This window comes from Hominimerdicola intestinalis (assembly GCF_054655215.1).
Genome location: NZ_BAAHNZ010000001.1, coordinates 283,569 through 296,527, shown reverse-complemented (window position 1 = coordinate 296,527; position 12,959 = coordinate 283,569). Strand labels below are relative to the sequence as shown.

Genomic DNA, 12,959 nt, shown 5'->3' with positions numbered 1-12,959 from the left:
ATAAATAATATTCCTCCCTTTGATCCGTGCTGCTCGTCTTTATCTACTATATTTACTGTGGAAATCTCCTCTTCCATATATTTCCGCACTCTTGACACACTTTCATGGAGAGCAGATATTCTCTGTTCCCCACACTGTTTTCTATCTTCTGCTTCTGTATACTCATCTCAGATGTAAAGGCAGACATTTAAGATCTCCCTTTGCTTTCCTGCGAATATCCGTATTATACCCCCTGCCCCTTCAGCACTGCCGACACGGTTTTGAAAATTATCTTCCAGTCTACAAAAAAGCTTCTCTCATTTATGTACTTTATATCCAGCTCCATCCATTCGTCAAAGGATATCCTGTTCCTTTCCGGCTGTATCTGCCAGTAACAGGTCAGACCGGGAGTAACGTAAAGCCGCTGTTTTTCGTATTCGCTGTATTCTGCGACCTCTCTCGGAAGCGCCGGCCTCGGCCCTACTATACTCATTTCTCCCTTTAATATATTGAAAAGCTGCGGAAGCTCGTCTATGCTGGTCTTGCGTATAAACCTTCCGACCCTCGTTATCCTGGGATCCTCCTTTATTTTGAATACAGGTCCGTCCATTTCATTGTGCTGTATAAGATCCTTCAGCCTGTCCTCTGCGTCAACGACCATGGAACGGAATTTGTAGAACCTGAATACCTTACCGTTGCGGCCTACCCTTAGCTGAGAAAATATCGGACTTCCCTTGGGATCGTCAATAAATACGGCGGCTGCGGTGATAAGGAAAACAGGCATAAGAATTATTATCGCCAGCAGTGAAAGCACTATATCCTGGACCCTTTTGCATATACTGTACAGCCTTTTGACTTTAAAGCTGCTTACCTCAAGCTTCGGCAGTTCTTTCGCTGTATCCTCGCAGACCTCAAATTCAGCCGTTTCGTAAGCCGTTTTCATACGGTAATCTCCGTCCTATCCTCCATAAATATTTGCTTTTTCCAAGAGAAAACCGCCATAGCGCAATTTCCCTGACACTGCTTAATACAGCGGCAGGCAGCTCTTGGAAAAATTATGAATATGCTGTGATAAGAATTTTTTCTATCATTTATTCAACGTTACAATTTTATCATATTTTCGCAAATTCGTCAAGAATCATACGAATATTTTCGTATTTTAGCGAAAATTTCAGCGATAAACACAATTTTGTCCGAACGCCTAAAGCTATTTTATGACTTATTTTACATCTGAATATTTAAATTTCCATTTCTTTCTTAACATATATAAATTGAATATTTATACAGACTCAAAACCTCAGCAACGCTATCCCATGATCCCGAGATCCTTTCCGCCGCGGTAAAAGACAGGAATTATATCTATCGGAGCAGGACATACAACAGTCTGCCCGCCCTCATATACCTTTTTCGTGTAAGCGTCTGTCCAGACAGCGCCCTCAGGCAGATAGACCGTTCTTTCCCTTGCGCCCTCCTCCATTATCGGAGCGACCAGAATATCCGAGCCGAACATATAGGCGTCCTCAGTTTCCCATGCCTTAGGATCACCGCTGAAATCGAAAAACAGCGGTCTTATTACAGGCTCGCCGCTTTCGCTGGCACGATCCATGCATTCCCTTATATAAGGACGCAGACGCTCTCTTATAAACAGGTATTTTTTCAGTATCTCATAGTTTTCCTCTCCGAAGCTCCATACCTCGTTATCCTGTCCCGAGGTAAGCTGGCGTACTCCGTCAATGTACTCCTCCTCACGCTCATGCCACGGCGACCTTTCCCCATGCATACGGAATACAGGACAGAACGCTCCCCATTCAAACCAGCGGACCAGAAGCTCCCTGAAGCCTTCGTCCGAAATATCCCCTCCGAGAAAGCCTCCTATATCCGAGGTCCACCAGGGTATTCCGGCTATTCCCATATTAAGTCCCGCCTGAAGCTGCTCCCTCATTGCCCTGAACGATGAATGTATATCTCCCGACCAGGTAAGAACTCCGTATTTCTGGCTTCCTGCCCATGCACAGCGTACAAGGCTCATAACGTCACTTTCGCCTTCGGACTTAAGACCGTCATAAAAGCCCTTGGCATACATTTTAGGGTATATGTTTGTGCACTGCAGAGCAGGGCCGGCATAATATCTGTAATTGTCAAAATCGTAGGGTCCGTATTCAGGCTCCGCTTCGTCCAGCCAGAAGCAGCGTATACCGTATTTATAATAGTTCTCCCTGCATTTTTCCCATACGAACTTCTGCGCCCCGGGATTTGTTGCGTCGTAGAAAACCGTATTTCCCATCCACGTCATATGCAGGCCGCTTCCCCTGTCTGCACTGACGAGATAGCCGTTTTCCGCCATTTCCCCGAAATTCTCGCTTTTTTCGTCAATAGTCGGCCATACGGAAACTACCGTTTCTATACCAAGCTCTTTAAGTTCCTTTACCATTCCCTCAGGATCGGGCCAGTCCCTCGGCTCAAACTTAAAATCTCCCTGCCTTGTCCAGTGGAAAAAATCTATAACTATAGCGTCCATCGGAAGTCCCCGTCTTTTATGCTCTCTCGCTACCGAAAGCAGTTCCTCCTGAGTGCGGTAGCGAAGCTTGCACTGCCAGTAGCCTAGTCCGTATTCAGGCATTCTCGGCGCTCTTCCTACAGCAGCAGTATAGTTTTCTTCTATTTCCGCAGGAGTATCCCCCGCCGTAATAAAGTAATCCAGCTTTTTGGTGCTCTGCGCATACCATTCGGTCTTGTTAGCTCCGAATACAACAGACCCTACCGCAGGATTGTTCCAGAGAAAACCGTAGCCCCTGCTTGAAAGCATAAACGGAACGCTTGCCTGACTGTTCCTGTGGCAAAGCTCCAGCGAAGCACCTTTTTTATTCAGATTCTTTTCCTGATACTGACCCATCCCGTAGATCCTCTCGTCATCAAACGCCTCGAACCTTGCATAAAGCCGATGATCCGTTGATCCGGGAATGCATTTCAGCTCCCTCGCCTCTATCCTAAGCGGAACGCAGTAGCGGTTTATACGATTTCTGTTGCGTACATATTCCTCGGTAAGCAGCTCGCCCCGCTGGTTGTAAAAGCTCAGCTTTCCCTCATAGTCCGCCTTAACGGTTATCTTTCCGTTGGTAAGATAATAATTTACGCCTGAGGAATGATAACGGGAATACTCCTCTCCCTTATACCACGGGTCAGTAGTATCGACCGTTTCCGTCCTTATCTCCGCATTGTCCCCGTCGGGCTTTTCTTCCAGCGCCCAGTTATTGGTGTCCATCTGAGGCTCGTTTGTCATTCTTATTCTTAGCGAGTCCTTTCCCCACGGCTCTGCCCATAGCTGTGAGCCGCCCGATCTTATAATGATTCTGCTGCCTTCGCTGTAAATCTTCATTTCAGCTTCCTCCGTTACCATACTTTGCTTTTAAACGCTGTTTCTTCAAATATTCTTCCGTCGGGCATTCCGCCGAAAGAGAAAAAATACTTCAATTATATTTTACTTCATTACGCAAATAAAAGCAATAGTATTTTATAAATTTCGACGCTTTTATAACAAAAAGCCGCCGGATATTTTTCGGCGGCAAAAATCTGAATCCATATGTAAAAGCTGAAACTGCGCAAATTATTTTACAAAGCTGTCCCCCAGAAAATACAAAGCTATCCAGCCTGACGGGATCCTTCCCCATACATCATCTCCTACTGCCTTGACCTCCTTTACAGTAACCGCAGTTCCGGCTTTAAGCACTGCATAGGTCTTGTCAAGTGAATGTCTTTTTCCGTCGGCGGTCAGCTCCGAGCGTTTTTTCTGCGGCTTATCCGTTCCTGCGCCGCTTCTTACCTTCAGATTTACTGTAAGGGTATAGTCCCTGCCTGCCGCAAAACCGTGCATACCGCTTTCGCTTCTTTCTGAGGTATCGCCTATACAGATACAGCCCTGATAGCCTTTTCTCGCTTTAAATTCCGCTGCCGTCTGTCTTTTCAGCACTCCGTCATCAGAGGAAAGTCTGTTGTCAGCGTCTGCGTTTGCTTCGGTGTAATAGACCCTGCTTCCGTCCGTACATTCAATAAAAATAACGTGACCGTACCTGCCGCTGTTAAAACAGGCAATAGAATTGCTTACCGGCTCGGAGGAAAGCTTCAGACCCCTTGCTTTAGCCGACTCATACCATATATTGGCGTTTCCGGTAATTCCGGTATCTGTACCGCATTTCTCCTTTGCCCTGCCGCGAACGTACCAAACGCATTGAGCCTTGATCCCCTGAGCGTAGGCGCTGCTGCTGAGATCCGCAAGCCTTTTGCCTAACTTGCTTTCGTAGTTCATTTTTACTGCTCCTTTTTATATTCAGTCGTATCCGATAGTTTTTATTCTTCTCTGCTTTTAAGTATCTCAACTGCCTTTTTGAGCTGCTTCGGAACGGGTACTCCCATAATTCCCGCATTTTCAATTATCGACAGTGTTTCGTTTGCGCAAAAGGCAATGCATACTGCGTCCTTGATATATGCCGTACCCATAAGCCTGTCAAGCTGACAAGCCGCAAGCAGTATCAGCAGCACCATACCCTTGCGGCAAAGTCCTTTGAACCCCGCCTTGCTTTCAAGCGCTCCCGTCTTGCTTTTGCTGGATTTCTTGAATACTCCCGCTACTACTATTCCGGTAACGTAATCAATGCACATAAATATGATAAGTGTTGTCATTGCAGACGTCCAGCCCCCAAAAAGTGCGGAGATCCCCGAGCCGACAAGCCCCGCGGCAGTTATCGCCCAGTATCTTATACTATCCATAGGCGTTATTCTCCTTTGTCAAGCACCAGCCAGTCTACATAATACGTTCCTGCCGGAAGCGTTGCAGACAACGAGCTGCTTGAGTTTTGTCCTGCGCATATTACGGCGTATATTTTTCCGCTGTAATAATTCAGGGTCAGGCAGTAATTAAGATACGGCGCAGGAGTTCCGACTCTGTGTACCGACGCTGTAACTATCGTATTTTCAGTAGCCGTAAACGGAAGTGAAAGCGTTACGCTGACCATTGACGAAGCCGAGGAAATACTGTTCGAGCTTCTTCCGTAAATAATGTCGTCCTGCCTTACGACCTTTTGCCCTCCGTTATAAAGCCTGCCGCCGTAAATATAGGTATTGTCCCCGTTTGCCCCGTCACCCGACCGATATACCTTATCGCCTGTATCCAAGCGTTTTCCCAGAAGATAATACGGACTGTGAGAAGCCGCCGTATCAGTTAACGAATGTGAAACTCCGTCAGCTATTCCCGAAAACGCACAGCCGTGAAGCTCAGAGGTATTCGGTTTTGAACTGTTCAGCATATTCAGTGCGTTTGTTAACCTAACGTCTGTGCTGCTGAGGTCGGCCGCCTTTGCGTAACCGCTGAGATCCTCCGCATTAAGGTAGGGAAGTTCTGAATACGTCTTTGTTCCGTCGCCTGCCTTCGCCTTCATTTTTCCGTCTGAGGTAATTTCAATGCAAAGAATGCCTTTTTTTATTGCCGCCGTTTCCTCCGCCCATTCCTCAGACGTTTTTACAGCGTTGAGGACTCTCATTTTTATCTGTTCAGCCATAAGCTGCCCCCTTTCTTCTGTAGGGATCATTCCGTTCCCTTATCTATAACAAGCCAGTCTATATAATAGGTACCGCTTGGAATTTGACCCATATACGGAGCTGTTTGCCCTGCCTCAGAGCCTAAAACCACTCCATTTGCTCCAGCGATAATCACCGCATATACGGTCTTTATATCTCGTGTAAGAACCAAACAGATATTATAAAGCGGATTTGGCGCTCCTTCCATCATGATCGTCGCAATAATCTTTGTTTTGTCAGTTGCATCAAAGGGAAGCGAAAGCTTGACATATTGAAACGACGGTTTTCCCGTTACCGTTATAGTATCTCTTCCGGAAATTACTCCGCATACCTTTGTTACCGCTTTATCTATCATTTCGCCCGTAACCGAGCCTTGATAATCAGCCATAAAATTTCCTCCTTTTAATTATAAAATACACTGTATTTCCGCCGCTTCGGTATAATCCCTGCCGGCGCATTTGTATGTTTTTTGCTGAACGTCCCAATAGTAAACTGCATTTTCGTCGCTGGCTATATACAATCTTCCTGCTATTCCCGGTTCAGGAAAGGCATCTCTTGCATCAATATACAGCGCTTTTTCCGCACCTGCCGAACCGCCGCCGGAGGAGGACGAGCCTCCGGCCCCCATTTCCGTTTCGGTATCCGACTGTCCCGCCGCTTCTATAGATGCGGAAAGGCCGCCGTCAAACTCAAAGCTCAGCTCCATAACCGGCGCACTGAAACTTTCTCCCGAATCGGGCAGGTAAAATTCCGCCGTATCCCACACGTCTATCCTAGGATCGCCGATACGCTGATAAAGACTTACCGGACGGTATATAAACGGAAGTATCTCCGCACACAGCCTATCAAGCAGCTCCTTAGTCATATACGGGTTTTCTATATACATTGTACGTCCCGGCTTACCTCCCGTTATAACGCTGTTTTCACTTACTGTACATTGTATCTGCGTTATTGCTACATCCGTTTCGCTTACTTGGGGCGTATCCGTTGTGTCAGGATCGAGCTTTACTGCTCCGTCTGACCCGTACCATTTATAGGTAAGCCTGCCTGTACGGTCGAGAACGGCAAACCTGCCCTGGAGAGAAGCGATATAGCTTATCATCTGACGCATAGTTATTCCCGACGGCTTTTTATTTATAAAAGCTACATAATCGTAAAGCTGATAATACATTCCGTCCGAGATCTTATAAGCTTTATTATCGGAAGTAATATACCTTCCGCTTGAAACAGCTACCGAGCTTATGCCCAGCTGAGTGCATATTTCTTCCTCGATAGCCTTTGTACTGGCGGGGTACGGAAGCTTTGAGCGGTATTCAGTATCCGCCAGCGCAAGATGATCCGACGCCTCCAGTATATAGCCTCCGTCCTTCTTTTTGCAGGAAGCAGCGAAGAACCGTCCCATAGGTATAAGCTCGCTTTCCTCCCCGTTTTCCTGTGTATCGTCCGACAGATCGATAAGGCAGATATAAAGCTGAAAGGCTCTGCCCTCAAGATCGCAGGGAGTCTGCGAAAGCTCAGCCGTTATTCCCTGAGAGTATGCCCCTCCTATAGTTACATCTTCTCCTCCGCAGGAGCCGCCTATAGTCTTAATAGTCTTTATACTTTCCGAGCCGACGGAGAAATCCCCGAAGTCCATCAGGGCGCGGAAAGTTCTTCCGCTGCCCCCGATAGCCGTTATCAGCTGCTGTGATCTTACTTCATACAAGGCTTATCCTCCTTTCCGCTCACTGCTCTATAAGACTTATCGAGCAGCCCTTATACCATATTTCTCCGCCGCAGTCAAGCTCGGCTTCATATGTAAAATCCGTAGAATAACAGGTCACCGAACGCCTTACTCCGTCCTGCACAAATTCTACCGGAAAGTAGGCGGGAAGCTCAAAGAAAAGACTTTCCAGCGCTTTTTTATCCGCCCTGCTGAGCATTCCCCATTTCAATACCAGCTTCCAGTTCCAGCACAATATATCTCCTACCGATTTTCCCGTTGAGACCCTGCCGGAATTTGCCGCCCAGGTTTTATACCTCATTGCTGAGCTTCCGTCCGAATCGCAGGACGGAAGCTCAGTTCCGTTTACCTTTACCGAAAGGCTCATACCGTTATCCCTCCCGTTCTCGTTTTATACTGCCTGTACATTTTTATTACCGATCTCCAAAGCACTCTTCCGTCGATATTTCCCGTAACGGTAAGGTCAAGTCCTTTAAGCACGGCTATTATCTCTCTCAGAAGCGCCGCTATTTCGTAAAGCTGACCGCCGCCCATTGCTCCCTCCAGCTTTGACAGCGGAGCTATTACCTCGGGATCTATCCTTGCGTTTCTGTTATCGCCTACCATTGCAAGCTGCGGAGCGTAGGCAAGTCCTCCTGACGCAAGGTGAGGTATTTCGGGTATATCGACATTCGGAATATCTATACCGAACGTTCCTCCTCCCAGCCAATCGGGAATATCAAAGCTGAGAGCGTCGTTTATTCCGTTTATTATCCAGTTCAGACCCTTTTCGATAGCGCCTGTAAGTCCGTTTATAAGGTCGATTATAAGATTTATCGGAATTTTAACGATATTGGAAAGACTGTCCCAGATACCCTTGAATATATTTTTGATACCTGTAAACGCCTTCTCCCAGTCGGCAGTGAAAACGCCGGTTATAAACTGAACGATCCCCTTGAGCGCCGTTATTATTCCGCTAACGGCGTCGGTTATTTTTCCTATTACTCCGCCAACTATCTCTATTATCTTATTTATTACCGCTGAGACCGGAGGCCCGAGCTTTTCAACAAACCAGTTGACTATCGGAAGGATAAACTTATTGTATATCGCCTCTGCTCCCGTAACAAGCTCGCCTATAAAATCAAGGAAGTTGTCTATAAGCGGCTTTATATGATCCGTCCAGAGCATATCCACCGTTTCAACGACCTTGTCCCAGACAGGCTTCAATACGCTTTCCCAGATATTCAGCAGTGTTTCTCCCGTACCGGTTATCGCCTGCTTCAGACCGTCAAAAATAGGTTCTCCCCATTCTGCCCAGAACTCGGAAAGCGAGGTCATAAGACCTATCCACATTTCTGAAAAAAGGCTGAGTACCGGCTGTACCGCCTCTGTCCAGAGGGTATCGAATACTATTTTTATCTGCTCAAACAGCACTCCCAGGGTAGAAACTATCTCCGTTGCAAACTGCGTTATCATAGGAAGCGCCACTTCGATAAAGTTATTCAGGATAGGAAAGACCACAACATTCCATATATCTGAAAAAACAAGGTTAAAGCTGTCAAGCAGACCTACCGCCGACTGACCTATCGTCGCAAATACATTCTGGAGAAAGACCGTAAAATCTCCCGCAAAATATTCCTTCAGCGGCTCGCCGAGAGTGCTTATATCGGCAAACATTCCTCCAAGGATCTCTCCAAGCTGCGCTCCCTGCTCCTCAAGGCCGCTCCATATTCCTTCAAACGTCGGCGCAAAGCTTGTCTGCGCCCATGACGACAGGTTCGAGAAAATATTCTCTGCCTTTTCTCCTACGCTTTCAAAGGCGGAGGATAAAAAGCTCCGTATGCTTTCGCCCAGTCCCTCTGCCCACTTGCTTCCCTTGGAATCAAGCGACGAGGTATCCATATACGGCTGAGCGGTCTGGGTATCGCCGGAGGAATCGTTTCCGGCTACGTTCATTTCATCAAAAGAGGAAAGATAGACCGACGCTTTTTTTGCTTCCTTTCCTGCCTCGCCTACCTTTTTTACGCTTTTCTGAGCCTTTTCATAGGTCGTTCCGAACAGTCCTGAAATAAATCCCGCTACGCCCTGAGATACCGACGCAAGCGCCGACATAAGCGTATTCAGCGCAGGCATTACGGCGCTTATAATCGGAGTAAACGCCGTTTGCAGATTTGACTGTATGTCGCCGAACGACCTGGCAAATTCTTCATTTCCCATACAAGCGGAGGTAAGCGCCGAGGAAAACTGGTTCTTTACAAAATCTCCTGCGGTCTTGAATACTCCGCCTACCAGTCCTCCGAGAGCGGAAAAGCCTGACTTTAAAGCGCCTACGGCCCTTGAGCCGATATTTTTCACCGTTGTAAACGCTCCTCCCAGAACGTTTCCAACAGCCGAAGCCGCCTTTGTGACCGCAGAGGTAAGTCCCGACTTTACGGATACCGCTGCCGAAGCCGCCTTTTTCGTCATTGCTCCCAGTCCGGAAACTATTTTCTCCGCCGCCTTTGCTCCTACGTTTTTGACTGCTCCGAAGGCTGCACCTACCTTTTCCTTTACCGCCGCTCCGGCCTTTTTTGCCTTATCCTTGATATTTGAAAGAGCCGCCGCTAATTTTTCCGACGCCTTAGGCGACATTGCCTCCATTGCGCTGTTAAGCTCCTGCCACTTTTTCTGAAGCAGTCCGACCTTCTGCCTGACCGCTTCTATACGCTTGTCAATTCCCGAGACCGGATCGCTTTCAAGCTGAACGTTTTCAAGACTTTTCTGTATCTGATCCGTCAGCTTCTGCATCTGCGACAGGGTGCTGTTCTTTATATCGTCAAAGGTCTTTGAAAATTCCGACTTCAGCTTTGAGGTATCGGAAACGATATTTTTCATCATAGACGATACCGCACTGTCGGCTGAGGATATTCTGGCGACTGCCTTTGCGACAGCCTTTCCTGCGTCCTCCGCCGATCTTGTGACCGCAGAAAATGCGTCCGTCATTGCTTTTTCTATGACCAGAGCCGTTTGGACCATAGGCTTCTGCAGCTTGTCGATTATCTGTTTCTTTATATTGTCAAGCTGCGGATCCAGCTTTACTTCAACGCTTATTACTGCACTTTCACTCATCAAATCACCGTCCTTTCTAAAATTTTCAGGGTCACGCAAGCATAGAACGCAGCATATCCTCAAGCCCGCTTATGCCCTGTTTTATCTCTTCATCCGTTTTTGTCTTTTTCTTTTGTCCTGCTCTAAATCTGCGCCATTCGCTGCGTATATTTTGCTCGTGACGGGTAAAATTCTTCAGGCGATCCTTATTTTCCTCGCTTCGTACCGCTACCGTTCTTCCGAGCGGAGTGTCCTCCATAAGTCCCGAAACAAGCGTTATCCAGTCGCTGTAGGGAAGCTCCTCCTGCTGAGCGGGAAGCACTCCGTACTGCTTTGCTACCGACTGGATTATAAGCTCACGGTCATGATCGAGATCGTACCAGACCTCACTTTGCGGATTTCTGAAATCGTTCCTCCGCTTCTCCGGTCTCCTCTCCGGTCATAGCGGCTATCGTAAGCTTAACGAGCTCCTGATACGCTTCCCATGAAAGATCCAGCGAATTTATCTTTGAAACGTTTTCGCCATATGCCAGCGCAAGCATTTTATCTACGTCGTCAACGCCCATAGAGCCGCCCTTTTCGTACATTTTCATGACCTTTTTTACTGTTTTGACTCTGTTGTCAACAGGATAGACCTTATCTCCTATACGGATCTCCGGTGAGGACGCAAGAAGCTTATCGTCCAGGGTATACATTTTTGCCATAACAATGATCCTTTCTTTATGTAATATTTTTTATACTGCTTTCCCGCTTAAGCCGGCGGAGAGTTATCCGCCGGTACGGGAAGAGGTTTTCTTATGCGGACGGAGCGTCTGTAAACTCCGGCTTTCCGTCGGACATAAAGTCGAATGACAAAGGAGCCACTGCCGTTGAATCTCCTGATGACCACTCGGTTACGCTTACTACTCCCTTTACGGTAAGCTTTGCTCCGTCGGGGAATGTCCAGACCAGAGTTGTGGACGCTCCGGAGCCTGTTTTCAGCGCAAGCGAATTAACATAATCGTTGCCTTCGTCGCCTATATTACGCTTGCCCGTAATGCTGATAGTAAGGCTTTTGCCTGTTACAAGACGTCTTGTCCAGCCTGCCGCCTCAAACGGCTTCCATTCCTCTACGTTTCCGTCGATAGCTACCGAAAAGCTCTCCATACCTGCGATAGGCTTAAGCGCCGCAGCGTTTCCGCTTCCTCCTGCGGTATCGATCTGAAACTGATTTTCATAACATGGGTAAACTCCTGAATTGCTCATAAAACTGCCTTCCTTTCAAAATATGTTTTGTTTTTTGCACACACCGAAAATACCGGTCTTTCCGGTGCGCTTTCTGTTTTGCAGGGCCTGCTTTCTGTGCGCAGTTTAACGCCTTAGGCACAGTCCGGGCTATTATGAAAACGGCCTTTACCGTTTTTCACACTTATTTTCCGACAACAGCTCCTGTATCCGCCGCCGCTCCTTTAAAAGCTTTGAAAGCCCTGCAAGAAGCGATACCGTATTTCCCTCAGGAAGCCTGCCGTTACGGCATTTACAGGTATTGAAGCGATCAGCTGTCCGCATAATTTCGGCGCAGATCTCTCTGCGGCGTTTTTCAAGCTCCTTTTCCGTCATTTCAGCCTGCACCCGATTCGATCCTTTCTATCAGAACCGACAGCCTGCCGTATGCTTCCCCTACGGTAAAATATGACGACGGGCTTTCTGCAGCGCATTTCATACAGGTGCTTCTGAGCAGAGCCTGTATTTTTTTAAGCTCGCATATTATGTTTTCAGTCTTTTTTATATGCGCCTTTTCTGCGCTCATTTTCGATCTCCTCCATCAAATAGTTTTCTATCCAGCGTTCATGCCGTTCGCTGAGAGTATTCTGTTTTTTATATGACCATACAAAAATAATAAGCATAACCGTTAACGTAAGCATATGCGCCCTCTCCCAATGAAGCGTCCGACTGTACAATTTACTGTACTGTAAGCTATTGACTTTACGAAAGAAAAATGGTATAACATATACACGAAGCATTTATGTCAACCTTATGTTGAAATTTTCCCTGCCGGATTTCCACACAGCTTTTCATCCGCAGCAATCTGTCAACCTTTCGTTGTCTTTATTATAGCTTATATTTGCCCCTTTGTCAACAGTTTGTTGTGAAAAAATATATTTTCGGCAAAATTGCACAAAAATAGGCAACTGTATGTTGACGCCCTTGACAAGACAACAAACAGTTGATATAATAGTATCATTGATACATGAGAGGAGGACAGTCCGCACAATTATGCGGACGGGAATATGTTCAATGAAAGACTTAGGAAGCTCAGAGCTGAAAAGAAAGTGCCGCAGCAGGCGGTAGCAGAGCAGCTGGGAATAACAAAGCAGGCGTACAGCCTTTACGAGCTGGGAAAGCGTCAGCCTGATTTTGAAACGCTAGTAAAGCTCGGCGAATACTTCGGGGTCACAACAGACTATATTTTAAGGGGAGAGGAAAGCTCTCCTGCGGCAGACGACGACAGCATTAAATTCGCCCTGTTCGGAACTACCGACATAGACGACGAGGTACTGGACGAGGTTAGGCACTACGCTAAGATAGCGCAGAAAATGAGAGAAGAAAAAAACGGGAACTGAAAAAGGAGAGGGGACGG

16 protein-coding genes are annotated in these 12,959 nt (G+C 47.1%); 1 reads left to right on the top strand and 15 read right to left on the bottom strand.

Going from position 1 to position 12,959, the window contains the following annotated elements; translation table 11 throughout:
* Nucleotides 1–223: 223 nt before the first annotated feature.
* The 15 genes from ACYQ0H_RS01450 to ACYQ0H_RS01380 form a co-directional block, all read right to left on the bottom strand.
* A complete protein-coding gene (locus ACYQ0H_RS01450; RefSeq protein ID WP_459811048.1) occupies nt 224–922 on the bottom strand; it encodes a sugar transferase in 699 nt (232 codons plus the stop codon).
* Between the two features lie 363 nt (nt 923–1,285).
* The gene (locus tag ACYQ0H_RS01445) at nt 1,286–3,355 is read right to left on the bottom strand and encodes a glycoside hydrolase family 31 protein (RefSeq protein WP_459811047.1); all 2,070 of its coding nucleotides are present in this window, start codon (nt 3,353–3,355) and stop codon (nt 1,286–1,288) included.
* 228 nt (nt 3,356–3,583) lie between these two features.
* Nucleotides 3,584–4,282 carry a CHAP domain-containing protein gene (locus ACYQ0H_RS01440; protein ID WP_459811046.1) on the bottom strand — a complete coding sequence of 233 codons (699 nt, stop codon included), beginning with the start codon at nt 4,280–4,282 and terminating at the stop codon, nt 3,584–3,586.
* A gap of 41 nt (nt 4,283–4,323) precedes the next feature.
* The gene (locus ACYQ0H_RS01435; RefSeq protein WP_459811045.1) at nt 4,324–4,743 is read right to left on the bottom strand and encodes a phage holin family protein; all 420 of its coding nucleotides are present in this window, start codon (nt 4,741–4,743) and stop codon (nt 4,324–4,326) included.
* A gap of 5 nt (nt 4,744–4,748) precedes the next feature.
* Nucleotides 4,749–5,561, bottom strand: a complete 813-nt coding sequence (locus ACYQ0H_RS01430) for a hypothetical protein (RefSeq protein WP_459811044.1) — start codon at nt 5,559–5,561, stop codon at nt 4,749–4,751.
* Nucleotides 5,558–5,938 (bottom strand): hypothetical protein, encoded by a 381-nt coding sequence (locus ACYQ0H_RS01425; RefSeq protein WP_459811043.1) that lies wholly within the window; start codon nt 5,936–5,938, stop codon nt 5,558–5,560. Before ACYQ0H_RS01425 ends, ACYQ0H_RS01430 begins: the two co-directional genes overlap by 4 nt.
* Before the next feature lie 18 nt (nt 5,939–5,956).
* A complete protein-coding gene (locus ACYQ0H_RS01420; protein ID WP_459811042.1) occupies nt 5,957–7,255 on the bottom strand; it encodes a hypothetical protein in 1,299 nt (432 codons plus the stop codon).
* A 19-nt stretch (nt 7,256–7,274) separates the two neighbouring features.
* Nucleotides 7,275–7,640 carry a hypothetical protein gene (locus tag ACYQ0H_RS01415; protein WP_459811041.1) on the bottom strand — a complete coding sequence of 122 codons (366 nt, stop codon included), beginning with the start codon at nt 7,638–7,640 and terminating at the stop codon, nt 7,275–7,277.
* Entirely contained in the window at nt 7,637–10,360 is a 2,724-nt protein-coding gene (locus tag ACYQ0H_RS01410; protein WP_459811040.1) for a phage tail protein, read from the bottom strand. The genes ACYQ0H_RS01415 and ACYQ0H_RS01410 overlap by 4 nt, the downstream gene beginning before the upstream one ends.
* Before the next feature lie 31 nt (nt 10,361–10,391).
* Complete coding sequence (locus ACYQ0H_RS01405) at nt 10,392–10,688, bottom strand: Gp15 family bacteriophage protein (RefSeq protein WP_465249828.1); 297 nt, start codon at nt 10,686–10,688, stop codon at nt 10,392–10,394.
* A gap of 37 nt (nt 10,689–10,725) precedes the next feature.
* Nucleotides 10,726–11,043, bottom strand: coding sequence for a hypothetical protein (locus tag ACYQ0H_RS01400; RefSeq protein ID WP_459811039.1), 318 nt, complete (start codon nt 11,041–11,043; stop codon nt 10,726–10,728).
* Nucleotides 11,044–11,134: 91 nt separating this feature from the next.
* Nucleotides 11,135–11,584: a phage tail tube protein gene (locus tag ACYQ0H_RS01395; RefSeq protein WP_459811038.1), complete on the bottom strand. Its 450-nt coding sequence runs from the start codon at nt 11,582–11,584 to the stop codon at nt 11,135–11,137.
* Nucleotides 11,585–11,731: 147 nt separating this feature from the next.
* Nucleotides 11,732–11,938 (bottom strand): hypothetical protein, encoded by a 207-nt coding sequence (locus ACYQ0H_RS01390; RefSeq protein ID WP_459811037.1) that lies wholly within the window; start codon nt 11,936–11,938, stop codon nt 11,732–11,734.
* Nucleotide 11,939: 1 nt separating this feature from the next.
* Nucleotides 11,940–12,128, bottom strand: a complete 189-nt coding sequence (locus ACYQ0H_RS01385) for a hypothetical protein (protein WP_459811036.1) — start codon at nt 12,126–12,128, stop codon at nt 11,940–11,942.
* Nucleotides 12,094–12,243, bottom strand: a complete 150-nt coding sequence (locus tag ACYQ0H_RS01380; RefSeq protein ID WP_459811035.1) for a hypothetical protein — start codon at nt 12,241–12,243, stop codon at nt 12,094–12,096. Before ACYQ0H_RS01380 ends, ACYQ0H_RS01385 begins: the two co-directional genes overlap by 35 nt.
* A gap of 366 nt (nt 12,244–12,609) precedes the next feature.
* On the opposite strand from ACYQ0H_RS01380, the gene ACYQ0H_RS01375 reads away from it, so the two are divergent.
* Complete coding sequence (locus tag ACYQ0H_RS01375; protein WP_459811034.1) at nt 12,610–12,942, top strand: helix-turn-helix domain-containing protein; 333 nt, start codon at nt 12,610–12,612, stop codon at nt 12,940–12,942.
* Nucleotides 12,943–12,959 lie beyond the last annotated feature (17 nt).